Below are 23,812 nucleotides of genomic sequence, written 5' to 3' on the forward strand. Positions count from 1 at the left end.
AGCGGCCCCTTCTCTATGGTAAAATAAGAGTGATACTGACAAAAGTAATAGTAAGCAGAAACCGACCAAGGGAGGTCATACAAATGAACGAAGAAAATGAGTTGACATACTTTAAAGGCGGCTTAGCGCTAGGTGTTGGTCTTGGTTTAGTAGGCGGCATTGCCTCAACCTTGTTCTACCATAAGAAAAAAACAATCTCCGCTGATCTCGTCTTAGAAAATGTAAAAGCTGCTTTTTTAAAAGAAGGACCGATTGAAGGTTCGTGGATTGAGTTTGAGAAAAAGCCCTTGCGGAAATTCGCCATCCACTCCAAAACGTATACTGGAGGAATTTGCCGCATTGAAGACGACGGCATTGTTCAATACGAATTCACTGCAGATGCCTACACAGGAACTGTCATTGACATCCAACGATTAAAAGATTAAAAAGATTGTTACAAAAGCACTTATTTGCTTTTGTAACAATCTTTTTTTCTTCTCATTTGTTTTTTGTAAAAGGGATGTTTATTTTATGTCAAAAAAATCAAATCAATGATGAATAAATACTCAAAAATTGAATGTTTTCTGCATGGAAATCAGCTTAAATCTTTACTTATCAACGTTTGTCCACTTTTTTCATAAAAAAGATTAGACATTTTTTAAAAATTGATAAAAGAATAATCATTTCTAACGATTTTTTAATTTCTCCTTTTCATTTTTACATTATACTGAGAGTATTGCTAAAAATGAAAAGGAGCGTGTCAAATGAAGAAATCTGTTTTATTTACTTCATTACTTGTATTATCAAGCTTAGCTTTAGCGGCCTGCGGCGGTGGCAGTGACGATAAAGGAGCAAGCAACGGCGGCAGCGACAACCAAGTATACACAATGGTTGAATCCCAAGAAATGCCTAGTGCCGATCCGTCCCTTGCGACAGATGAAGTGAGTTTTACCACTTTAAATAATGTCTACGAAGGAATCTATCGTTTAGATAAAGACAACAAACCCGCGCCTGCTGGTGCAGCCGAAAAAGCGACTGTTTCAGAAGACGGTTTAGTTTACAAAGTTAAATTACGTGAAGAATCAAAATGGTCTGATGGCAAACCAGTTACTGCTGCAGATTACGTTTACGGTTGGCAACGAACAGTGGACCCTGCCACTGCTTCAGAATATGCCTACATGTTTGAACCAGTAAAAAATGCTGAAAAAATTTCTAAAGGGGAACTACCTAAAGAAGAATTGGGCATTAAAGCAATCAATGATCATGAATTAGAAATCACTCTAGAAACAGCAACACCATATTTTGACGATTTATTGGCTTTCCCTTCTTTCTTGCCGCAACGTCAAGATATCGTTGAACGTTTTGGTAAAGATTATACAAAGAGTAGCGATAAAGCAGTCTACAATGGTCCGTTTACGCTAACTGAGTTTGATGGTCCCGGAACAGATACTAAATGGTCTCTAACTAAAAATGAAGAATATTGGGACAAAGAGACTGTCAAGTTAGATAAAGTCGCTATCAACGTGGTGAAAGAAGCCCCAACTGCCTTAAATCTTTATGAAACTGGTGAAGTGGATGATACGTATTTATCTGGCGAACTGGCCCAACAAATGCAAAACTCGCCTGACTTGGTCCAATTAAAAGCCGCTTCTTCTTTCTATTTAGAAATGAATCAAGCAGATGAAAAATCACCATTGACTAATGCAAACTTACGTCGTGCTATGTCTTATGCCATCGATCGCGATTCATTAGCTAAAAATATTTTAGCTAATGGCTCTCTTCCTTCACAAGGCTTCGTTCCTGTGGATGTCGCGAAATCACCAAAAACGGGTGAAGACTTTGTTAAAGAAGCCGGCAGCGACAAATTAGTCAAATACGACAAGAAAAAAGCTGTGGAATACTGGAACAAAGCGAAACAAGAACTTGGTGTTTCCAACTTAACGGTTGATTTAATGGTAGACGACTCTGAAGGCGCTAAAAAAATGGGCGAATATCTTCAAGGATCACTATCTGATACTTTGGAAGGCTTAAAAGTAACTGTGACGCCTGTCCCTATGGCTGTTCGCTTAGATCGTACCTTAAAAGGGGATTTCCAAATCGCTGTTCGTGGTTGGAGTGCCGACTATTCAGACCCAATTAACTTCTTAGATTTATTAGAAAGCTCAACTTCTAATAACCGTGGACGTTACAGCAATCCTGAATACGATAAATTCATTGCTGCGTCCAAAACCACAGATGTTAACGATCCTGAAAAACGCTGGGAAGATCTAATCAACGCTGAAAAAACAGTAATTGCTGATATGGGTGTTGTGCCAATTTACCAAAAAGCAGAATCACACTTACGTGCACCAAACGTGAAAGAAATTATTTATCATCCAACAGGTGCTAAATACGACTTCAAGTGGGCGTATAAAGAATAATCACTCGATTAAATTTAGAAAAAGATTTGGAACAATAGCGATTTTGGCTATTGTTCCAAATCTTTTTTATATAATCCCGATTAAAGAACCTAACAACCCAAAAATCACAGTAAAAATAATTAAAGCAATCGGCGTGCGTCCTTTTTTCAACATAATAAAACAAAACAGCGTAAACACTAAAGGTAATAAATTGGGCATGATTGTATCAAACAATTGTGTTTGAAGGTCTAACTTAGTGTCTTTCAAGCGAAAAACAAAAGTTGTCGTTAATTGTACACTCTTCGGAATCAACGCGCCCACCACGGAAATTCCTACAATTGTTGCTGAACGAGATAATTTTTTAGTACTTTCGCTTAAAACTGAAATTGCTTTGACACCCATTTTATAACCTAGATTAATTAACCCAATTTTGGCAGCCATATACGGAATATTAAATAACAACAAGAAAACAATTGGTCCTAAGATATTGCCTTCTAATGATAGTTGTGAACCAATCGCTGCTGCAATCGGCAAAACGGTTAAATAAAATAGCGCATCCCCAATTCCGCCTAACGGGCCCATCAACGCTGTTTTAATCGCTTGAATGGATTTTGGTGATTCTTTTGACTCTTCCATTGCAATAATCACACCATGCATGAACGTCACTAATTGTGGATTCGTGTTCATAAATTGTAAATGATTTTCCAAAGAAAGAGCTAAGTCTTCTTTATCACGATGAATCTTTTTCAATCCTGGAATTAATGAGTAGGTCCAGCCGCCTGCTTGCATTCTTTCATAATTAAATGAAGATTGTAGCAGATACGAACGGAACATTATTTTTTTTAACTCTTTTTTTGTTATTACTTTTTCGGATATCGTATCATTATATGTTTCTTCAGATGCCATCTTCTTCAAACCCTCCATTATTATTTGATGCAGTGACTGTATTATTTCTTTGTGCGTAAAATTCATATAAAGCAATTGCGACAGCTAAACCTGCAACCGCTAATGTATCTAATCCTAAATAGGCAGCCATAACAAACCCAAAAATAAAGAACGGCGCGTAGGATGTTTCCCACATCGTTTTTAATAACATGGCGAAACCTACTGCTGGCATCATACCACCTGCAACGCTCAAGCCATGAATACTCCATTCGGGTAGAATAGAAATGAAACTAGATGCTTTATCAGCACCAAAGAAAATACATAAAAATACTACAAAAAAATAACAAATGAATAAAACGATTGGTAAAAAACTAGACATTCTTTCGATGCCTCTTGTATCTGCTTTTTTTGCATAAGCATCAAATTTATGCATAATTGGTGACATCGCTGTATATAACAAGGTAATTAACGCTTGCGCTGCAACTGCGAAAGGAACAGCCAAACCTACGGTCACTTGTGGGTCAGATTTTGTGATAATTGCTAACGCTGTTCCAATAACTCCCCCAATTACTACGTTGGGTGGTTGCGCACCGCCGATTGCTACTGCACCAATCCAAACTAACTCTAGCGTTGCTCCAGTGATTAACCCTGTGTTAACATCTCCCAATATTAAACCAACAATCAGCCCTGTAACAATCGGACGATGAATATGTGTCTGTAAGACAAGCTTATCAACCCCTGCTATCCCAGCCCAAATTCCTACCAAAATTGCCTGTACTAACATTTTTTTCCTCCTATTAGACTTCGTCTACTTTTTATAAACTGTTTCACCATTTACTAAGGTTTCTAGCACTTCGTATTTCTCATCAATAATTGTAAAATTACCTAAAAGCCCTAGTTTGATTTCTCCCATAGATTCGTTCACATTCAACAAACGAGCTGGATTTTTCGTGACTGAATTAATAGCAATCACTTCTGGAAGTAATGCTTTTTCAACAAGGTTGCGAACCATATTATTTAAATGGTTCGTACTTCCAGCTAACTTGCCATTGGCTAAACGGACCACATTTTGTTCATCAATAACCATTTCGATCCCTTTTTCTGGTTTTGGATAAACGCCTGGTTGACACCCTTTGGCCCAGATAGAATCTGTCACAGCAATTAAATAGTCCTTGCCTTTTAGTTTGGATAACACACGTACTAATGAATAATCAACATGTACCCCATCAGCAATAATTTCAGCAAACGTTTCCTCACTATCCAAAGCAGCAACTACTGCGGTTGGTTTCCGGTGACTGATATCTTCCATTCCATTAAACGTATGGGTAAAACTTTTTGCACCTGCTTCGACAGCTGCCATTGCTTGTTCATAGGTTGCAGCCGTATGGCCAATTGAAATGACTACATCATGTTCATGACAATATGTAGTCAAGGCATTCTCTACATCATTTTCTGGTGCCAACGTCATTAATTTTATGTGCCCTTTTGCCAACTCTTGCCATTTTTTAAATGTCTCAACGGATGGTTTTACTAATAACTCTGGATTATGAGAGCCACGAAATTCTTCAGAAATCATTGGTCCTTCCGCATGAATCCCTAAGATTTGTGCTCCGTTGGTTCCTTGGTCTTCCTCAATAAATGAACCAATCACTTCAAATGAATGTTCCAAGTCTTTTGGAAATGTTGTTGACGTTGTTGGTAAAAAAGCTGTAATCCCTTCTTCTGGAAGGTAAGCTTGCCACTCTTTGATAAATTCATGATTGGCATGATTGGCATCCCCACCATGCCAACCATGATCATGAATATCAATAAATCCTGGAAGAATGCGCTTTTCTCCGTATTCTTTGTCGACAGCTTTTTCATTGTACGGTAGAATTGCAACAATTCGTTGTTCTGATACTTCAACTTGAGCTGGTTGAAATTGTTCGTTAATCCATACGTTTTTACTTTGAATAATCATTCTTCCCACTTCTTCTCTTCAAAATTATTGTCCAACATTACTTTTTTATGAAAATAATGCATCTAAACTTTCTTCTGGCGTTGACGGTACACGTTGAATCGAAAGTTTAACACCTAATTCTTGTAGCTTTTTAAAGGCGTCTACATCTGTTTTATTAACGGCAACAGCGGTAGCTACTTGTTTTTTGCCTTCTTCCATATGCATATTACCAATGTTTAATTTTTCAATTGGCACACCACCCTCTACCAAGCGCAATGCATCAACAGGATTATCAACTAACAGAAAAATCTTTTGTCTTTCTGAGGCTTTATGAATGACCTCAATCGTTTTCTTAATGGAGAAAAAACGGGTCTGTACTTCTGCAGGAGCCGCCATGTTTAACAATTGTTGGCGCATTGTATCCTCAGAAATTGCATCATTTGCGACTAAAATTAAGTTGGCGCCTAAAGAACCGTTCCATTGTGTTGCGACTTGACCATGAATCAAGCGATTATCAATTCTTGTTAATAAAATATTCGGCATAGTGCTTCCTCCTCTTTTCTAATTGGTTAGATTCCGTCTGCTTCTTCTTGAGTATTTGCTTGTGGTTGTTCTAGTTTTTTATGAACAATCCCATCTCTGGCTGAATCTGTGACCATTGAAACAAAATCTTCTACGTTCGTGCTGATTGTGCGTAATGCAAGCCCTTCAAGAACCATCGGTAAATTTGTTCCTGCTAACACTTCAACATTTTGATAATTACTTGCGACAGTCATTGAAATTCTAAACGGTGTACCCCCTAAAAGATCAGTTAAAATGACCACTGCTGGACACGTCTCCAGCATAGAGTCAACGGCTTTACGAATGTTTGACTCTAATACATCAAGCCCTGTATCATTGAAAAAAGGGACCGCCTGAACATTTGCTTGCTCTCCTGCAATCATACTAACTGATTGATGCATTCCAGTTGAAAATACCCCATGTCCCGTTAAAATAAGACCTATCATTTATTCTTTCTCCCCTAACTATTTACTGAGCTTACTATTTAATTGGATAAGCAGAACTTATTCCTCAAAGAGTGTAACAATTCTTGTAACAATTGAGTATGCTTTCCCATGATTTTGGACGATGATTTCTATTTAAGAACATGTCCCTATACAGATACAAGGCGTCCCAACTTAAAGATGCTTTTGAAAAAATGCTCGATTACAACCGTTAACCCAAATGAGCCAACAAATGTACCCATATACAACACAAGAATAACCAAGCTGACTGGTTGATTGGTTAAAAACGGGTGGACCAGTTTCAAGACCACTTGAAAAATAAAAACATTCGCTAAATAACTGCGATACGCATAAGTGGCTATCCATTTAACCATTGGTAAAAGACGAATCTTTTTGGCTATTCCTTGCGTTCCCAAATAAAAAACCAACCCGATAATCAGTAAACTATAGGCACTTTGAAGAAGATCCAAATAAGGTAGATCGTTCGGTGTCATCTGTGTTCCATCAAATAAATTCCCTTGGACTGCCTGAAAAAAAATAAAAAGAAATAACAAAAATAGCGCCGCTCTCGTCTTTTTCAAGAAAGTAAAAATTCCCCCCTGATACTTCGCTGCGATGACCCCGAAAATACCATAAATGAGATAACTAAGCCCTGAACGATCTATTAAGTACCAAAGAGAAGTTTCTGCATATGGAAAAATCATTTTCTGGTACCAGAAGCACCAAAGGATATGCGCACCGATTGTAAAAAAGACAATTGGTAAAATCACTTTTTTGTTTTTTGTAATTCTGGTTGCCAACCAAATAAAATACGGCATAAATAATTGGAATTGCAACATCATTACGGCATACCATAGATGTGCCGCGCCATCACCACTGAGAACTTTTCCTAGAAATCCTAGGGGCGTTTCATAGGGCATTCGTTGTTGTAAACTAGGAAAAGCGTATAGATAGAGACTGGACCAGACCACGTAAGGAAGCACCAATTCATAAAATTTTTCCTTTAAAAATTCAAGATACGATTCAGCTTGACTCTTTAACACCATGTTGTAAATAATTGCAAAAATAAACATGGGTGCCGAATATTTAGACATTCGGTAAAAACTACCGATTGAATTCATTGCTTCCGTTTGCGGAGAATGTGTCAACACATATGATAAAACCGTTTGTAAAATAACTGATGCTACAGCGAAAACTTTTAAAAAATCGCTGATATTCAGATTTATTGGTTGTTCTTTACTCATGTACGTCCTCTTTCTTTCAATAATTTAGCGTGTAAGTAAGCGCTCGGATTAAGAACTTACTCACACGCTATTCACGCTTCTTTGATTTACATTGCTAGCGATTCATAATTGGCTAACAAGATGCCGCGTTCTTCAATCGCTTCTTTGACTTCTTGGGACGTTAATATTTCCACTTCACGAATTCGAGGCATACAATACCCTGATTGCTTTTGTAAAATAGTATCGATAAACGCAGGATGACAATTGATTTCAAAGACCTCTCCTTCACTACAAACAACCATATCAAGCAATTGCAAGATGGTTTCAGTTGAAATCGCCTTGTCATAAAATTGGTACAACATTTCATCTGGCGTGCGAACATCCTGATATAACTCTAAATAGTCTTTTGTTTCAATACTTCTTGAAGCGTTACGTAAAGGTAATTGATATTTGCGAGCAAGTGCCAAAGCCACACCTAATAACTTTTCATTTTTTCCATGAACGTTATGATGAGAATCAATATGATCAGGGCATCTACCACTTTTCATAAATGAAATAATTTGAGCATCCCATTCGTTATAAACCTCTTCTAAATTGACTTTTTCTTCAAAAATCGATTGATGCCAAAAATAACCAGCTTCATCTACTAAGGAAGGAACCATTTCTCGAGGTAAAATAGGTTTTGCTTGGTTCAATGTCAATGTTAAATGGACACCGATAGCTAAAGTCGGTGCACTGATTCGAGCACTCTCCATGGCCTCTAAAAAATAAGGAGAAGTTGGTAATGCGGTTGTTGAAGTAACCACGCCACGTTTGTGTGCTTCAATGATTCCTTGCGTTACCGCTGGCGTGTAACCAAAATCATCAGCGTTGATAATTAATTTTTTATTGCTCATTTTTCCCCACTCTCTCTTCTGTTTCATGAATTTTTAGTTGTTTCTCTAATTGATTGTAGCTAAGTGACGCCTTTTTTTATAGCTAGTTTTCTGATTGAGTGCTATAATCTACAAATAAGACCATGTCCCTAAAAAAGGACATTACGTTCACAAACGACAGGAGGGATCAGCATGCTGTTTTTAACCTACGATCCACAATTAAATCCAACAGAATTAGAGATTTACAAGTATATTAGCCACAATATTGAAAAAGTTCCTTATATGACAATTCGAGAATTAGCAGATGAAATTCATTTCAGTAAAACGGCAATCTGGCGTTTTTGTCAAAAATTCGAGTGTGAAGGCTATACAGATTTTAAATTTAAATTGAAGAATTATCTAAGCGAACGAAAAAAAACAGCCCAACCAAAATCTTTAGATGAAACAATGCTGATTCATTTTTTGCAACGCTCATCAGAAGAATTATTAGAAGGACGGATTGTTCAAGCTGCGGAATTGCTGGCAAAAAAAGAATTTGTTCTTTTTATTGGCGAAGGAACGTCCAAAGTCCTAGCTGAATTTGGTGAAATTTATTTTTCCAGTATCTACAATTTATCTGCTTCTGTATCCCACCTTTTTTCCCATCCCGTTAGCAAATTATCCGAAGAAACGGCTAAAAAAGTGGGTGTTATCGCCTTATCAGTTTCGGGTGAAACACAAAAAGTTCGGCAAAATATTGATTATTTTATCGAAATGGGGATTGATGTAATTGCTATTACAAATAGTGAAAAAAGCACGATTGCTCAACTTTCAACAGTCACGATCCCCTACTATATAACAACCGAGAAAAGTTCCATTGCAGACGTAACGTCCCAACTACCTGCACTATTCTTAATAGAAAAGTTGGCGAAAACTGTTTCAACGATGTTAAATGAGTGTCCATAATCACTGCAAAAAAAGGAAGGAACTAGCCATTCGTTTTGCTAGTTCCTTCCTTTTTAATTCTTCTATACTTATTTATACTGACACGTTTCTAAATGATCATTCACCAATCCCGCCGCCTGTAAAAAGGAATAGACTGTCGTGGCACCTAAAAATTTAAATCCTCGTTTTTTTAACGCTCGACTAATCTGTTGCGATAATTCCGTGGAGGCTGGAACCTCTTCTGGGTGCTGCCAGTGATTAACGATTGGTTGCTGATCAACAAAGTTCCAGAGATAGCGATCAAAGGAGCCAAATTCTGCCTGAACTTCTTGAAAAACTTGCGCATTCGTAATGGTCGCTTGAATTTTTAAACGATGACGAATCACACCAGGATTTGCTAGTAAAGCTAAAATTTTTTTCTCATCATATTGCGCAATTTTCCGATAATCAAACGCATCATAAGCTGCTCTGAGCGTTTCTCGTTTATTCAAAATAATCGCCCAGCTTAAGCCCGCTTGCATACTTTCCAAGGTCAATAACTCAAATAACTGTTGCTCTTCATGAACTGGACGTCCCCATTCATCATCATGATAGGCTTGCATCTCTTCAGTTGTATTCGTTGCCCAAGTACATCGCTCCATTGTCCTGCCTCCTTTTATTTGCTAAAAAAGATGCGAACAAAGGGTACTGCCTGTTGTTCCACACCTTTTCTTATTCCTAATAAAATGCCCAGAAGTTTAACGCTTCATTCATCACTTCTTCGGCTGTAAATGTCCGTTTTGAATGGCCCTTTTCTTCTGAATCGTTTGGATCATTAATCCAGAAATCGCCTTTTTCATCCACACCACTCATCACCATAATGTGACCAGTTGTAGTGAAATAGCCCGGTTTTACAGAAATAATGACTGGATGACCTTCCTTCAAGAAAGCTGCCACTGTTTCAATATCCCCAATTTCTTGACAGTTATAGCCTTTCATTTCAGCATATGCACTAAAAATAGACCACGCCGTCCCTTGTCCTTCCATAAAGAAGTCATTTTTTGCCCAAGCTAACACATCCAGAGGGGTAACTTCTTGGTGATCCATGTATGAACCAACCATTGCAAGCGACACAATCGCACAGCCATTAATTTCGATTGTATTCGGCTTATCCACATTGCCAAATCCGTATGCGGTGTCTTTCCATTTAGCATCTGTCTGCAATTCTAACGGCAAATCCAGATGTCCATTATATTGCTTCTTTTCAATTTCTTGATTGACCTGTTGTCCATAGCTTAAAGGTTTGACTTTTTTCTCAATTTTAACTGGTGCTGGTTCTTTTGTTTTACTTGATTCAGCACTAGCTTTGACATATGAATCATCAAACCAACTTGAAAACCCACCTGATTTCATCGGCGAAAACTGCGCTAACAACCCGCCAAAGCCAAACGATACCAACAACACCGTGAGAACTTTTTTTTGGTAACCTGATGGTTTTTTTGACATACTATTCATCCTTTTCTATCTATTGACTACATCCGATAATCTTATGTATTTCTTATATGCTCACACATTATACTACTTTCTTTTTCGAAAAACAGAAACGTTGGTAAATTCTCATAATTATTGAAGGCGAACATATTTTCTTGAATTTTATCACAAAATTAGGTAAAATACAGGTAATTAGTCATTTGAGTTTTATTCTATTTTATTCGTAAAGGAGGCAGAAGAATGGATCAACATAAAGCTACCATCAAGAGCATTTCTAAACTGATTACGCTCTCTTCCCAACATTTCTTTTCGGCATTTTTAGAAGATTCTCAAGATCAAAAGAATAAAGAAAAGGAACGCAGTGCGCTTTTACAAGAGCTCCAAGTCGCTGCCGCCCAAAAATCCTTAGTGGTCTTACAATTGAAAGAAGTCCCTACAGCGCATAAATTCGAAACGGTGATCGGCTGGATTGTCTCAAAAAATATTTCGGACAATATCGTTGTTCGTTTACAAACGGATGAACAACAGTTGCGCATGATTCCTGTTGCTTCTGTCATGAAAGTCAGCACGTTAGCCAATCGTCACCAACGTCAAATTCACTAGAATATTGAAGTCTTTATAAAATAAATGGAAACCACCAACCCTGGCGATTGCAGGTTGGTGGTTTCTTTTATTTATGACTTTAGTCAAAATCCCATGAAACTTCTGACTTAGGACTCAACTTATTTCTTAGGAACAAATAATTGCGGTGCTACTTTTGCCAATAAGCCTAGAACTAGACTTACATACAAACAATTGACGACGGTACTTGTACCGTTTAGAACAAAGGAATAGAGATATGGGCTCATTCCTTCTGGTGCATACATGCCCCAAACCAATACACCCGCCCAAAAATGCCAAAACCAGCGGGCGAAGACTGCGACAACACTTCCTAAAATAATCGTACGAATGGCTGATTTTAAACGATTCGCTTGAAAATACAGTTGAATTTTTCTAGCGAATACGCCACCCATTCCTCCAAACGCAAAAGCAAAGGGATATTCAAAAATAATCTGTGGAACGGACAAGAAATTTTTCATGGCTGTACCGAGAATAATATTTAACATGCCCCAAACAAAGCCTGCTGCAACTCCAGGAAGCAACCCACGACGAAACGAATAAAGAACTAATGGGACCATTCCCAACGATAGGTCCAAGCCACTATTGGCAAATTCAATCGGTAAAAAAGAGAGGGCCATTGCCATTGCTGCGACGACTGTTCCTTCTACCCAAATACGTAAATCCATTTTTCTAGCCAAACAAATTTCCTCCTATGTTCTGACGCTCTCAACCACTAATACATCGTTATTTTACCATAGGGACTTTAGAAAAACACGTTTGTCGAACAAGCAAAAAAATAGCTGATCAGCATTTAAGGGAATCAACTCCTACTCAAACGCATGCCAGCTACTTTTTATCCATTAATCGTCCCGCTCAGTTGTCAAAATTTTACCAGAATGAGCATCGATTTTTACCTCTATTTTTTGTTGGCCCTCTTTCACTTTCACTTCCCAATAGGTGATTCCTAATTCTTTCTCTAACTTCCAATCTGTTGCCTGGCCGACTTTCGCTTCTTTTTCAGCCAAGGTTGTGGCTTGTTCTCTGGAAATGATATTTGTTAAATCAAGTGCCTCTTCTTGCATTTTAACGCCATTTTGTTCATCGGCATCCAAGGTTTCGACTTTTTCTTTTGTGAATTCGCCTGTTTCTGCGTTCACTTCAACTTGATATTCTTTTTGCTGATCCACGCCTTCTATTTCATAAAAATAACGGCCAAAATCTGTATCTAACTGCAGACTTGTTATTTTAGCTTCTGGATATTTTTTCTCAAATGCTGTCGTTACTTTTTCTAAAGAGACAGCTACCGCACTTGTCTTCTCTGATGTCGTCGTTGCTTCTTGTTGTACGGATGAACTTGTTTCAGTAGTTGATATTACTGTTTCTTTTTGTTCATTTGTTGATGAAACAGCTGTGGGTGTTTTGGATGTACAGCCAGCTACCAAAAAGAGTGCCAAGCCAGTCATAGAGCCATAGAGTATTTTTTTCATTAAACAACCTTCTTTCCTTTTTATCATTTTATTATACTTGATTTCTCATCCAAATCATAGCTACAAAAAAAGCCCTACTTTAGTTGATAAAGTTAGAGCTCTCTCAGCCTTCATGGGCCAACATAAAAATTTCACCGAAATCATTCTCTTGTTCAATGTGCCAAATGCGTTTTTCACTATTATAGACAAGCGTTGCCAAAATTTCTTCTTTTTGGTAAGAGGTATTTTTCATCTTGCTAAGTGAATCTTCCACCAAGTAAATAGGAATCCGATATTCTTCTTTATCCACTTCCGTTTGTTGGAAGCAAAAAATAACACCTTCTTGCAAGATACCTTTCATATTTTTAAGTAATTCAGGACTTAATTTTTCGACAGGCGTATTTCGTTTAAAGAAGGCCTTTTTCTGGTTCACTTTCTCTAAAACAACACGTGTAATTTTATCAGCAAAGATTCGATAAAATTCATCAATATAACGATAATAGACACGCGTCATCTGATCTGCAAATTCAAAAAAGACAAAATCATTTTGTAGCTTATAAAAGAAAGGCGAATGCAAACTATTCTTCATGTGTCCAAAATAAAGAAGTTCCGAAATTTCTAATGGCGTTAGCTCTTTTAGCATCGTCACATCGGAAAAGTCAATCCATTTAATCTCTTCAGTCATCCAACGACGTTGTAGCGATTGAAAATAGCGATTGACGCTTTCTTCTCCGCGAATAATTTTCAAGCCTGAATGCATATCGTATTCGCCAGCTTCGGCAGAAGGATCTAATAATAGTAAGTTCTGTGGATGATGCACAATTGAACGAACAAAATCGGAATGGGTAATTCCTTTAGATAAAACCGCGTTGCTGGTTACATCTATATGTACATAAATTAAATCAAGCAAATTCCCATCTCCCCTCTACTAGCCTCCTTACCATTTTACAATATTTTCAAAAGAAAAGCTTGTTTCTTTTACTTTAAAATTCCATTACAAAATGAGGATTTTTTTGAAAAATCAATCGATTCAGTTGTTTTTTATTAAATTAAGGTCCGGCCAGCTTACCTATTCCCCAAAGAAAATAAATAGGTTTTTCAAATAAATTGTGGTAAACTTGATACATTAAAAGGAGGGAGAATATGCGCCCAAAAGAGAAAAAAAGAGGAAAAAATTGGTTAATCAACAGTTTATTAGTTTTACTATTTATCATTGGCTTGGCCTTAATTTTTAACAATCAGATACGCAGTTGGGTGGTTCAACAAAATAGCCGCTCGTACGCCGTTAGCAAGTTGAAACCAGCCGATGTGAAGAAAAATATGGCTCGTGAAACAACGTTTGACTTTGATTCAGTTGAGTCCTTGAGCACAGAAGCGGTGATGAAAGCCCAATTTGAAAACAAAAACTTACCTGTGATTGGTGCCATTGCGATACCAAGTGTCGAAATTAATTTGCCCATTTTTAAAGGATTGTCAAATGTCGCTTTATTAACTGGTGCCGGGACCATGAAAGAAGATCAAGTCATGGGGAAAAACAATTATGCCTTGGCTAGTCATCGAACGGAAGATGGCGTTTCCTTATTTTCACCTTTAGAAAGAACAAAAAAAGACGAACTCATTTATATCACTGATTTATCTACTGTTTATACATACAAAATAACTTCTGTAGAAAAAATCGAACCAACCCGTGTTGAGTTAATTGATGACGTTCCTGGTCAAAATATGATTACCTTAATTACCTGTGGCGATTTACAAGCAACGACGCGAATTGCTGTTCAAGGAACATTAGCAGCAACGACGCCTATTAAAGACGCCAACGACGATATGTTGAAGGCTTTCCAATTGGAGCAAAAAACCTTAGCCGATTGGGTGGCTTAATAAAAAAATCCTTGAAAAGTGTCAAAACTTTTCAAGGATTTTTTGCTTTATTTCATCGCTTGGCGTTCTTGCTGTTTCAAACGAGCAAAACCATAACGAATACCTGCAAATAATAAAACTAACGGAGATAAGAAAACAGAGATCATTAACCATTCACTTGTATACATACTACTAAAAGATAAATGATACGTGACAGCATACACTAGCGGCAGACTCATTATCAACAATAAATAATACAAACTCAATTCAAAAACATAGGATAAATAACTACTGTTCATCTTACTTCCCTCCTGTCTCTTTTTCCCTGAACAATTTGTTAACACTATTGTACCAAGGGGAAACAGAAAGTACTATCGGACTATAGTCCTAATCTTTCAGCTGTGCTTTTATTTTTTTCAACCATTCTGAGGTACCTGCTTCCACTAAGCGGTAAGTTTCCTCAAAATCACCAGTATAATAAGGATCAGGTACGTCCATGGTTTCTTTACCAGCCACAACTTCCATAAATAAATGAATCCTCCGTTGCTCTTCTTGAGGAGCTAATGCTTTTAAATCTGCCACATTATTCGCATCCATCCCAATGATATAATCATATTTTTTAAAATCACTTGGCTGGATTTGTGTTGCCCGCATTCCTTGATAGGAAATTCCTTGTTGCTCCAAAATTTTTCTGGTTCCCTTATGTGGCTGGCTGCCAACTTCCCAGTGACTAGTAGCTGCTGAAAATACTTGAATAGTCGATTCTAAACCGGCTTGTTGGACTTTCTGACGAAAAATCGCTTCTGCCATTGGCGAGCGACAAATATTGCCTAAACAAACAAATAACACAGTTACCACAACGTTTCACTCCTTCATAAAACTTTTTATCCTTCACACATTACTCATTGGCTTCTTGTTCATACAAATGATAAGCCATAAATTCTGTATCTTTCGCTAAACGGAATAATTGCGTCGCCATTTCCAAAGGAGTCTGAGGATATTCCTCAAGAATCCATTTCGTTAAGACGCCGCTACATCCATAGGAAAAGAAATTCGCATAAAATTGTTTGTCTTTATCTGTTAAATGGTTCTCAACATCGACTTGTTCAAATAATGAAATAAATAAGCGATTGGTCGAAGCGGAAAAAACATTAAGAAGAACTTCTGAATCTGAGGTCACCGTTGTATAGTAGAAATGGCTCTTCTCTTTAATCGCTTTTAATAACTTCAGGGCTTGTTCCTCCCAGTTTTCCAAACAAATATCTGTTTCTAAGTAAATCAATGCATCGTGACGATAAATCCAACGTAATAAATCATATTTATCTGTAAAGTGATAATAAAATGTTTGACGATTCAAGCCCACTTTTTTGGTAATATCTTGGACACTTATTTTACGAAAATCCTTTTGTTCACATAATTCTATTAAAGCTGAAGCGATTGCTTGTTTTGTATCGTGCGTTCCGCTCATGCTGATTCCTCCGCTCCTAATATGTATATACCTCTATAATTGCAAAAAAACGGCCAGATTACAATATTTTCAGATACATTTTATGCATATATTTAAAATTAAATGAATAAAAAAAGCGGCAACTAACGATTTTTGTTAGTTACCACTCCTTGTTATCAATTATTAATAGATGACTATTTAGCCTGGAAAACGCCATACAACAGCGCGGAATCCAGCTGGTGGTGCTGGTGACCAGTTAGAGTTAGAAGAAACATAACCAGATCCTCCTGGGTTGTTTGCTTCAACGATTTGGACACTTCCACCACTTACACCTGTAACTAAGACAGTATGCACGCCACCAATCCAGCTATCTGGACTATAGGCACTTTCATATTGAACAACATCGCCTGGTTGCACGTTACTCCAGCTAACTTGTGTTGCGCCAGAAGCAACATAGCCACTGTTTGGACCACCATAACCGAAGTTAATACCGCCTGCCGCTAACCAGCGACGAACAGATACTAAACATTCACCTGGTTGATTCCAACCTGTTGCATAAGAATTACCAACATCTGCTAAAGCTGCATTAATTGCGGCTTGTTTTCCTGAAGTCACGCCACCATTCCCTGGTTTTGCTTCATTACCTTTTTCAGGAGTCGTTGGGTTAGTTACAGGAACTTCTTTTTCTTTTTCAGGTGCTGCTGCAGGTGTTGTTACAACACTTTCTGTTTCAGTACTTGAAGTTGTTGTTTCTTGCGTTGTGGTACTTTCAGTAGTTGTTGATGATTCTACTACTGGTGTTGCGGCTTTTTCTTCAGCGGCTGATGCTGCTGCCTCATTGGCTGCTTTTGTTGCTTGCGCTTGCTCTGCTGCCGCTTTTTGTGCTGCGGCTTGTGCTTGCGCTGCCGCTTGTTCTTCTGCTTTTTTAGCAGCTGCACGTTGGCGTGCTTGTTCTTCTGCTAAACGTTTTTCCGCTTCTTTTTTCTGTTTAATGAAGCCGTCTTTTTTCCCTTGTTCTTCAGAACGTTGCGCTTCTAAATCATTTTTAGCCACTTCTTGTTGAATCTTCAATGTTTTTAATGATTCTGTTTTGTCATTTAATTCTTTTGTTGCTGCTTCTAATTCAGCAATTTGTTTTTCAACATTCTTTGTTTTCTTTTCAACAGTCGCTTTGTCTTCTTTTTGTTGTTCTAGTAATTCATTGTTGGCGCTCATCATTGTTGAGACCGCTTGAACGCGACCAATTGCATCTGCTACTGAATCTGCATCTAAGACAGCATCAATAATTGAATCACTTTGACCATTCACTTGGACATCGCGTGCTTGTTTTGTCATTTGTACTTCACGTTTTTGAATACGGACATTCAAATCAGAAATTTCACTATATAATTTAGATACTTCTGATGATAGCTTGTTCTTTTTAGCTGTTAATGTATCGATTTGTTTGGCCGTTTCAACCATATCATTTTCAATCGCGGCAACTTTTGCTTCTGCATCTGACATTTGGCTAGTTAACGCATTAATTTTTTGATCTTGTTGTTGAATCTTTGTATCGTATTCATCTGCAAATGCTGCGGATGGTAACGCTACGCTTGTTAAGGTAATGGAACATACCATTAGAGCCGATAATACACTTTTCTTCAATCTGTTGTCCTCCGAAAATCCTTTTTTGTTAAGCTTTTTTATTATTTATTAAAATTTGAATAAATTTCTCTTTTTCAACGATAGAGCAATTGTAGCATAGCTGTATGTCACTGAGATAATATGGATGTTACAGTAATATTTCAATTTTCTTCTTGTAAATGACAAAAAAAAGCTTCCCTTTTTTCACAACTTTCTTCAAGGCTCCAGGGTAAGCTTCTCATCGTTTTGTTATTTAAATAAAATAAAAAAAGCGAAAAATGCTAACAAATGAGCATTTTTCGCAAACGAACAAAATTTTCAATTTTTATTTTACGGAAAACAGTTTTTTCAGTGGATAAGATAAAATAACATACCACACCATGTTCAATAGCAATGTAGGGCCCAACACACGTGTAATAAATAAAATTGGGCTGACATCCGCTAAATGAAAGGCCACTTGAATCAGTACCGCAATCAGTTCATACAACGTGGTAAAAATGACGATCCCAAAAAAACCAGTTAGTAAATTTGTTTGAATTACTTCTTTAAATGTATACATCAACATAACCGAAATCGTCAGTGCAACTGTATAAATCCCGATAATGCCAATGTAGTAGCTATCGCAAATAAAGCCTAAAATTAACGAAGTAATTAATAAATAACGTTTAGAAAAATTAGGAACGGCAAACATAAACGCAAGTAATAGCAGATGAGAACTGGCGAAGTAAACATTACTTGTCCACGTTTCAAAAGACTTTGTTAAATGAGCATCAATTAACATTAAGAAAAACAAGAGAATAGGTGTGACGTATTTTAAATACTCTTTCCGAATCATTCGCTTTCCCCTGCCGATCTTTTCACAACCGTCACAACGGAGATACCATAGACATCCGCATAAGGTTTCACATACACTTCACGATCTAAACCAAAACTATCTGGTTTCACTTTAATAACTGTCCCTACCGCTAAATCGGCTGGGGAATTACCACCTAAGCCAGAAGTCTGAACGACATCGCCTTCTTTCAGAGTAGCATCGCCAGTTAATTGTGACACAATTAATGCATTTGTCTTATTGTCGTAATTTTTAAGTAAACCAAACGATTCGCCATTTGCGGAAGTTACTCGCACAGGGAAATGGTTCGAGTTAACATTTTTAGACGTTAGTAGTTCCACTTTTGCAGTCGTTGCATTGACTTCAATAACACGCCCCACTAACCCTTTTTGCGCCATGACCGCCATGCCCGCTTCAATGCCGTCATTGGTTCCTTTATCGATAATTAATAAGTCTTGCCAAGTATCAGGCGAACGCGTAATGACATTCGCAGTTACTTTTTCATAGTTGGCCAACGTTTCGTTCAGATTCAATTCTTGTTTTAAACTATCAATTTCGCGTTTATAGTTATTGTTTTGGACAGCTAATTCATTATAGCTATCAATTTTTTCTTTTAGACGTTCGTTTTCTTTAAACGTGTTAATTAAATTGCCCATTGAAGACAAGCCATTTTCCACCACACGAGCTGGAAAAGAAATCACACGGTCCACCATACTAACGCTATTATTGACGCCACCTTGAACGACATTGGTTTTGCCTTTTTCAGAACGTTGCGCAGCAGTTAAACTAATAATGGTTACTAAAATAATGACTAAAATTAAGGTAATGATTATATTTTTATTTGGATTAAATTTTTTCACAAAGACACCCCAGATATTCTTCAGACTGATAGTATTAATTTTACCACTAATTGACTATAAACAAAAGAGTTGGCGATCGTCTTTAGCTTTTTTTATCATTTCTTTTTTAGGGCTTGTTTTCAACGAAAAAACCAACGAAAAGAAAGGAAGCTTCCTTGGTTTTCGTTGGTTTAAAAAGAAATTATTTTTCTTTGTTTTCTTCGTTTAATAATGCTTTTCTTGACACGTTGACACGGCCTTGTTTGTCAATTTCAGTTACTTTGACAAGGACTTCGTCGCCTAATTTCACGACATCTTCAACGTTGTTCACACGTTCGTTTGCTAATTGAGAAATATGGATCAAGCCATCTTTGCCTTTAATTAGGTTAACAAACGCACCAAATTTTTCAATGCGGACAACTTTTGCTAAGTAAACTTGGCCGACTTCGACTTCTTTGGTTAATTCTTCAATAATCTTGATGGCTTTTTTAATCATTTCAGCATCTGATGAAGCAATACTTACGTTACCGTCTTGATCGATATCAATCTTAACGCCGGTTTCATCAATAATGCTGTTGATTGTTTCGCCACCTTTACCAATGACATCTTTAATTTTCGCTGGTTTAATTTGAATCATTTCAATTTTCGGTGCATATTGACTTAATTCTTCACGAGGAGCAGCAATCGTTGTTGTTAATTCTTCTAGAATTTCCATCCGTGCTTTCTTCGCTTGGTCTAATGCTTCCGTTAAAATTTGTTCTGTAATTCCTTGGATTTTGATGTCCATTTGTAAAGCAGTGATTCCGTCTTTCGTTCCTGCTACTTTAAAGTCCATATCGCCAAGGTGGTCTTCTAAACCTTGAATATCTGTTAAGATTGTATAGTTTTCGCCATCACTAACAAGACCCATTGCAATACCTGCAACTGGCGCTTTAATTGGCACACCCGCATCCATTAATGCTAATGTTCCCGCGCAAATACTTGCTTGTGAAGAAGAACCATTTGATTCTAACACTTCTGCTACTAAGCGGATTGTGTAAGGGAAGTCTTCTTCTGATGGAATAATTTGTGCTAAGGCACGTTCACCTAACGCACCGTGACCGATTTCACGACGACCCGGTGAGCCCGCGCGTCCTGTTGAACCAACAGAGAATTGCGGGAAGTTATAATGATGGATGAAACGTTTGCTATCTTGGACACCCAACCCATCGATAATTTGATGTTCTCCTAAAGGCGCTAATGTACAAACGGATAAAGCTTGTGTTTGACCCCGAGTAAATAAGCCAGAACCATGCACACGTGGTAAAATACTTACTTCTGATGATAAATGACGAATTTCGTCTAATTTACGGCCATCCGGGCGAATCTTATCGATCGTGATTAACTCACGTACGACATCTTTTTCAAGATCTTCCGCAATTTGTTTCACTTCTTTTAGTAATTGCGCTTCTTCTTCGTGTTCCGCAAATTTTTCAGCGTAAACTTCTTTGACTGTATCTTTTACTTTGTCAATTTCAACTTCACGTGCTAATTTTTCTTCCGTCATTACGGCTGTTTTCATTGTATTGTAGTATGCATCAAAAATTTCTTTTTTAAGATCAGCGTCCACTTGTAATAAGTCCACGTCCATTTTTGGTTTACCTACAGCGGCAACAATTTCTTCTTGGAACGCCACTAGTTCTTTAATGGCATCAAAACCGAAAAGTAAGGCACCTAACATATCTTCTTCTGATACTTCTTTGGCACCACTTTCAACCATATTGATGGCTTCTTTTGTTCCAGCAACAGTTAATTCAATATCTGTTTGTTCTGCTTGTTCTACCGTTGGATTTAAAACATATTCGCCATTAATACGGCCAACGTCAACACCAGCAATTGGTCCATCAAACGGAATATCTGAAATTGCTAACGCTAAGGAAGACCCAAACATTGCAGCCATTTCTGGTGTACAGTCTTGCTCCACACTCATAACGATGTTCGTGATTTGGACTTCGTTACGGAAGCCTTCTGAGAACATTGGACGAATAGGACGGTCGATTAAACGAGCGGTTAATGTCGCACGTTCACTTGGACGACCTTCACGTTTAATGAAGCCGCCAGGAATTTTTCCTACCGCATACATTTTTTCTTCATAGTTTACAGTTAATGGGAAAAAGTCTACATCTTTTGCTTCTTTAGAGGCAACAGCAGCACTTAAAACGACCGTATCGCCGTAACGTACTAAGACAGCTCCATTGGCTTGTTTGGCTAATTGGCCGATTTCTACTTCTAGTGGGCGGCCGCCCCAAGTTGTTTTAAAGACTTGTTTTTCTGTCATAATTCTTCTCCTTTACTCTTGCTCTTTGGAAAAGTCAGACGGCTACTAAACAAATGAAAAAGTAACAAGTCGTTGCTGCTCTTTCATTTGGTTAGTAGTTCCTAAAAACTTTCCAAAGAGGACCTTCAATAGTGACAATAAGATAAAAAGCGAGATTCTGATTGAACCTCGCTTTATACGTAATGATTAACGACGTAATCCTAAACGTTGGATCAATTCGCGGTAACGTTGGATGTCAGTTTTACGTAAGTAAGCTAACAAGTTACGACGGTGACCGATTTTTTTCATTAAACCACGGTAAGAATGGTGATCTTTTTTGTGTGTACGCGCATGTTCGTTCAATTGGTTAATGTCTTCAGTTAAGACAGCAATTTGTACTTCTGGAGAACCAGTATCTCCTTCATGACGTGCGTATTCTTTAATGATTTCGTTTTTTCTTTCTTGTGAAATTGCCATTTGTTCCACCTCTTTCTCTATTATTCGTCTGATCACTGAGTGAAGCGTTGGTGACTCGCTAAACCAAGTGATAGATGGTGTGTTTCCACACAAGCTTACTTTACAGGAAACACCGCTAAAATGCAAGCTTAATCTCTATTATTCGATAGTTTTTTTAAACAATCTAGCCCCTTTTTTGGTGATTTTGTGATACACTAAATGGTGGTAAACAACTGATTATTTCAGCGCATGAATAAATAAAAGAAGAATTTTTTTATGTTTCAAAGGAGGAACCATTGAATGATTACAATGAAAGATATTATTCGTGAAGGGAATCCCACACTTCGTGCTGTGGCAGAAGAAGTGCCTGTCCCTATCACTGAGGAAGACCGACAATTAGGCGAAGACATGTTGACTTTCTTAAAAAATAGTCAAGATCCAGTCAAAGCCGAAGAATTACAATTACGTGGTGGCGTTGGTTTAGCTGCACCACAATTAGATATTTCTAAACGAATTATTGCTGTCCATGTTCCTAGTAACGACCCAGAAAACGAAACGCCTTCATTAAGTACGGTGATGTACAACCCTAAAATTTTGAGCCATTCTGTGCAAGATGTATGTTTAGGTGAAGGGGAAGGCTGTTTATCTGTCGATCGGGATGTGCCTGGGTATGTCGTTCGCCATAACAAAATTACCGTCAGTTATTTTGACATGGCTGGCGAAAAACACAAAGTTCGTTTAAAAAACTACGAAGCGATTGTGGTTCAACATGAAATTGATCATATTAATGGCATCATGTTCTACGATCATATTAACAAAGAAAATCCATTTGCTTTAAAAGAGGGCGTTTTAGTCATCGAATAAAGAAAAAAAAACTGGGCCGTTTGTTTTCAGACAAACGGCCCAGTTTTTTTAAATGGCCTTCATTTCTTTTAAGGCTTTCCAAATCCCATCATTATCATTTGTATCTGTGACCATTGTGGCCACTTTTTGAATGGAAGGACTCGCGTTGCCCATTGCGACGCCAATCCCTGCATGGCTTAACATTTCTCGGTCATTTTCGCCGTCCCCAAAGGCAATGATATTTTTTGCATCAATGCCCACACGTTTAGCTAAATACGTTAACGTAGCTGATTTTGAGCCATCTTTAGGCACAACATCTACGCTATGTTGATGCCAGCGAATAAAGCGAAATTCTGGGTATTCTTCTTCAAACGTACACTGATCTTCTGCGTCATAAAAAGCCAGCGCTTGGTAAATATCATTTTGACGATAAAAGTGTTCATCATAAGCAGGTGAATGAAAATGAAAAGAGTTCATCGCAATTTCCATTTTTTCAGCACGGTGCTGGTTGCTCTTCTTAATATCATCTAAGCCCACACAAGCAAATCCTAAGCCGCGTTGATCACTGTCTTGTGCCAAACGTTCCAACGCTTCAGCGTGCAATAAATTTTGATAATATTGCTCATGATCCACAAAAGCCGCGGCGCCATTACATAATACGTAATTAGTAAAATCTAAATCCCAAATCACCTCTTGCGCCATATAACGACTTCTGCCAGTTGCCAGCGTAACTAAGTGTCCTTGCTCCCGCAATTTTGCTAGCGCTTCTCTCGTGCTATCCAATGCTTTCTTCTCCGAATTTAACAACGTCCCATCAATATCAAATGCAAAAAGTTTTCTTTCCATCATTTCTCC

Annotated in this window: 27 protein-coding genes; 6 read left to right on the forward strand and 21 right to left on the reverse strand. The window is 37.7% G+C overall.

The features are described 5' to 3' along the window. Positions 1–83: 83 nt before the first annotated feature. Both IGK27_RS11975 and IGK27_RS11980 read left to right on the forward strand, forming a co-directional pair. Positions 84–425 (forward strand): PepSY domain-containing protein, encoded by a 342-nt coding sequence (locus IGK27_RS11975; RefSeq protein WP_002355012.1) that lies wholly within the window; start codon positions 84–86, stop codon positions 423–425. 318 nt (positions 426–743) lie between these two features. Continuing rightward, positions 744–2,399, forward strand: coding sequence for a peptide ABC transporter substrate-binding protein (locus IGK27_RS11980; RefSeq protein WP_002355011.1), 1,656 nt, complete (start codon positions 744–746; stop codon positions 2,397–2,399). 66 nt (positions 2,400–2,465) lie between these two features. Here the strand turns inward: IGK27_RS11980 and IGK27_RS11985 are convergent, their stop codons facing one another. From IGK27_RS11985 to IGK27_RS12015, 7 genes are all read right to left on the reverse strand, one after another. Beyond that, positions 2,466–3,302: a PTS system mannose/fructose/sorbose family transporter subunit IID gene (locus IGK27_RS11985; protein WP_002396861.1), complete on the reverse strand. Its 837-nt coding sequence runs from the start codon at positions 3,300–3,302 to the stop codon at positions 2,466–2,468. Further along, a complete protein-coding gene (gene agaW, locus IGK27_RS11990) occupies positions 3,274–4,047 on the reverse strand; it encodes a PTS N-acetylgalactosamine transporter subunit IIC (protein ID WP_002378793.1) in 774 nt (257 codons plus the stop codon). Before agaW ends, IGK27_RS11985 begins: the two co-directional genes overlap by 29 nt. Before the next feature lie 24 nt (positions 4,048–4,071). After that, on the reverse strand, positions 4,072–5,223 hold the full coding sequence (gene nagA, locus IGK27_RS11995) for an N-acetylglucosamine-6-phosphate deacetylase (RefSeq protein ID WP_002401435.1): 1,152 nt from the start codon (positions 5,221–5,223) through the stop codon (positions 4,072–4,074). Between the two features lie 45 nt (positions 5,224–5,268). Then, positions 5,269–5,745, reverse strand: a complete 477-nt coding sequence (gene agaV, locus IGK27_RS12000; RefSeq protein WP_002355007.1) for a PTS N-acetylgalactosamine transporter subunit IIB — start codon at positions 5,743–5,745, stop codon at positions 5,269–5,271. A gap of 26 nt (positions 5,746–5,771) precedes the next feature. Next, positions 5,772–6,209, reverse strand: a complete 438-nt coding sequence (locus IGK27_RS12005; RefSeq protein WP_002365328.1) for a PTS sugar transporter subunit IIA — start codon at positions 6,207–6,209, stop codon at positions 5,772–5,774. A gap of 146 nt (positions 6,210–6,355) precedes the next feature. Next, a complete protein-coding gene (locus tag IGK27_RS12010) occupies positions 6,356–7,450 on the reverse strand; it encodes an acyltransferase family protein (RefSeq protein WP_002378795.1) in 1,095 nt (364 codons plus the stop codon). An 86-nt stretch (positions 7,451–7,536) separates the two neighbouring features. After that, on the reverse strand, positions 7,537–8,352 hold the full coding sequence (locus IGK27_RS12015) for a carbohydrate deacetylase (RefSeq protein WP_002401436.1): 816 nt from the start codon (positions 8,350–8,352) through the stop codon (positions 7,537–7,539). A 144-nt stretch (positions 8,353–8,496) separates the two neighbouring features. On the opposite strand from IGK27_RS12015, the gene IGK27_RS12020 reads away from it, so the two are divergent. Beyond that, on the forward strand, positions 8,497–9,249 hold the full coding sequence (locus tag IGK27_RS12020; RefSeq protein ID WP_002365331.1) for a MurR/RpiR family transcriptional regulator: 753 nt from the start codon (positions 8,497–8,499) through the stop codon (positions 9,247–9,249). A gap of 68 nt (positions 9,250–9,317) precedes the next feature. Here the strand turns inward: IGK27_RS12020 and IGK27_RS12025 are convergent, their stop codons facing one another. Both IGK27_RS12025 and IGK27_RS12030 read right to left on the reverse strand, forming a co-directional pair. Then, positions 9,318–9,869: a DNA-3-methyladenine glycosylase I gene (locus IGK27_RS12025; RefSeq protein ID WP_002370077.1), complete on the reverse strand. Its 552-nt coding sequence runs from the start codon at positions 9,867–9,869 to the stop codon at positions 9,318–9,320. 76 nt (positions 9,870–9,945) lie between these two features. Then, complete coding sequence (locus IGK27_RS12030) at positions 9,946–10,722, reverse strand: peptidase C39 family protein (protein WP_002355000.1); 777 nt, start codon at positions 10,720–10,722, stop codon at positions 9,946–9,948. 216 nt (positions 10,723–10,938) lie between these two features. Between IGK27_RS12030 and IGK27_RS12035 the strand changes: the two genes are divergently transcribed. Then, positions 10,939–11,301 carry a hypothetical protein gene (locus IGK27_RS12035; protein WP_002354999.1) on the forward strand — a complete coding sequence of 121 codons (363 nt, stop codon included), beginning with the start codon at positions 10,939–10,941 and terminating at the stop codon, positions 11,299–11,301. A gap of 119 nt (positions 11,302–11,420) precedes the next feature. Here the strand turns inward: IGK27_RS12035 and thiT are convergent, their stop codons facing one another. The 3 genes from thiT to IGK27_RS12050 all read right to left on the reverse strand — a co-directional run bounded on the left by thiT (position 11,421) and on the right by IGK27_RS12050 (position 13,674). Further along, the gene (gene thiT / locus IGK27_RS12040) at positions 11,421–11,996 is read right to left on the reverse strand and encodes an energy-coupled thiamine transporter ThiT (RefSeq protein WP_002354998.1); all 576 of its coding nucleotides are present in this window, start codon (positions 11,994–11,996) and stop codon (positions 11,421–11,423) included. Positions 11,997–12,158: 162 nt separating this feature from the next. Beyond that, positions 12,159–12,812 (reverse strand): PepSY domain-containing protein, encoded by a 654-nt coding sequence (locus IGK27_RS12045; protein WP_002385242.1) that lies wholly within the window; start codon positions 12,810–12,812, stop codon positions 12,159–12,161. Positions 12,813–12,888: 76 nt separating this feature from the next. Continuing rightward, positions 12,889–13,674 (reverse strand): hypothetical protein, encoded by a 786-nt coding sequence (locus IGK27_RS12050; RefSeq protein ID WP_002354996.1) that lies wholly within the window; start codon positions 13,672–13,674, stop codon positions 12,889–12,891. A gap of 233 nt (positions 13,675–13,907) precedes the next feature. Here IGK27_RS12050 and IGK27_RS12055 point away from each other — a divergent pair, with 233 nt between their 5' ends. After that, positions 13,908–14,642, forward strand: a complete 735-nt coding sequence (locus IGK27_RS12055; RefSeq protein WP_002354994.1) for a class A sortase — start codon at positions 13,908–13,910, stop codon at positions 14,640–14,642. Between the two features lie 47 nt (positions 14,643–14,689). Here the strand turns inward: IGK27_RS12055 and IGK27_RS12060 are convergent, their stop codons facing one another. The 8 genes from IGK27_RS12060 to rpsO form a co-directional block, all read right to left on the reverse strand. Continuing rightward, positions 14,690–14,920, reverse strand: a complete 231-nt coding sequence (locus IGK27_RS12060) for a hypothetical protein (RefSeq protein ID WP_002383277.1) — start codon at positions 14,918–14,920, stop codon at positions 14,690–14,692. Positions 14,921–15,008: 88 nt separating this feature from the next. Next, positions 15,009–15,479, reverse strand: coding sequence for a low molecular weight protein-tyrosine-phosphatase (locus IGK27_RS12065; protein ID WP_002378799.1), 471 nt, complete (start codon positions 15,477–15,479; stop codon positions 15,009–15,011). Positions 15,480–15,519: 40 nt separating this feature from the next. Further along, on the reverse strand, positions 15,520–16,089 hold the full coding sequence (locus IGK27_RS12070) for a TetR/AcrR family transcriptional regulator (RefSeq protein WP_002354991.1): 570 nt from the start codon (positions 16,087–16,089) through the stop codon (positions 15,520–15,522). 177 nt (positions 16,090–16,266) lie between these two features. Further along, positions 16,267–17,685: a CHAP domain-containing protein gene (locus IGK27_RS12075; RefSeq protein ID WP_002386276.1), complete on the reverse strand. Its 1,419-nt coding sequence runs from the start codon at positions 17,683–17,685 to the stop codon at positions 16,267–16,269. Positions 17,686–18,016: 331 nt separating this feature from the next. Then, entirely contained in the window at positions 18,017–18,526 is a 510-nt protein-coding gene (mreD, locus tag IGK27_RS12080; protein WP_002359075.1) for a rod shape-determining protein MreD, read from the reverse strand. Beyond that, on the reverse strand, positions 18,523–19,383 hold the full coding sequence (mreC, locus tag IGK27_RS12085) for a rod shape-determining protein MreC (RefSeq protein ID WP_002383273.1): 861 nt from the start codon (positions 19,381–19,383) through the stop codon (positions 18,523–18,525). Before mreC ends, mreD begins: the two co-directional genes overlap by 4 nt. Positions 19,384–19,564: 181 nt before the next feature. Continuing rightward, entirely contained in the window at positions 19,565–21,679 is a 2,115-nt protein-coding gene (pnp, locus tag IGK27_RS12090; protein ID WP_002354984.1) for a polyribonucleotide nucleotidyltransferase, read from the reverse strand. Positions 21,680–21,865: 186 nt separating this feature from the next. Further along, positions 21,866–22,135, reverse strand: coding sequence for a 30S ribosomal protein S15 (rpsO, locus tag IGK27_RS12095; protein WP_002354983.1), 270 nt, complete (start codon positions 22,133–22,135; stop codon positions 21,866–21,868). A 279-nt stretch (positions 22,136–22,414) separates the two neighbouring features. Between rpsO and def the strand changes: the two genes are divergently transcribed. Next, on the forward strand, positions 22,415–22,978 hold the full coding sequence (gene def, locus IGK27_RS12100; RefSeq protein ID WP_002354981.1) for a peptide deformylase: 564 nt from the start codon (positions 22,415–22,417) through the stop codon (positions 22,976–22,978). A gap of 48 nt (positions 22,979–23,026) precedes the next feature. On the opposite strand, the gene IGK27_RS12105 is transcribed toward def, so the two are convergent. Further along, on the reverse strand, positions 23,027–23,803 hold the full coding sequence (locus IGK27_RS12105) for an HAD family hydrolase (protein ID WP_002361040.1): 777 nt from the start codon (positions 23,801–23,803) through the stop codon (positions 23,027–23,029). Positions 23,804–23,812: the final 9 nt, after the last annotated feature.

Origin of the sequence: Enterococcus sp. DIV0236 (genome assembly GCF_050558525.1) — a bacterium.
Taxonomy (GTDB): domain Bacteria; phylum Bacillota; class Bacilli; order Lactobacillales; family Enterococcaceae; genus Enterococcus; species Enterococcus faecalis.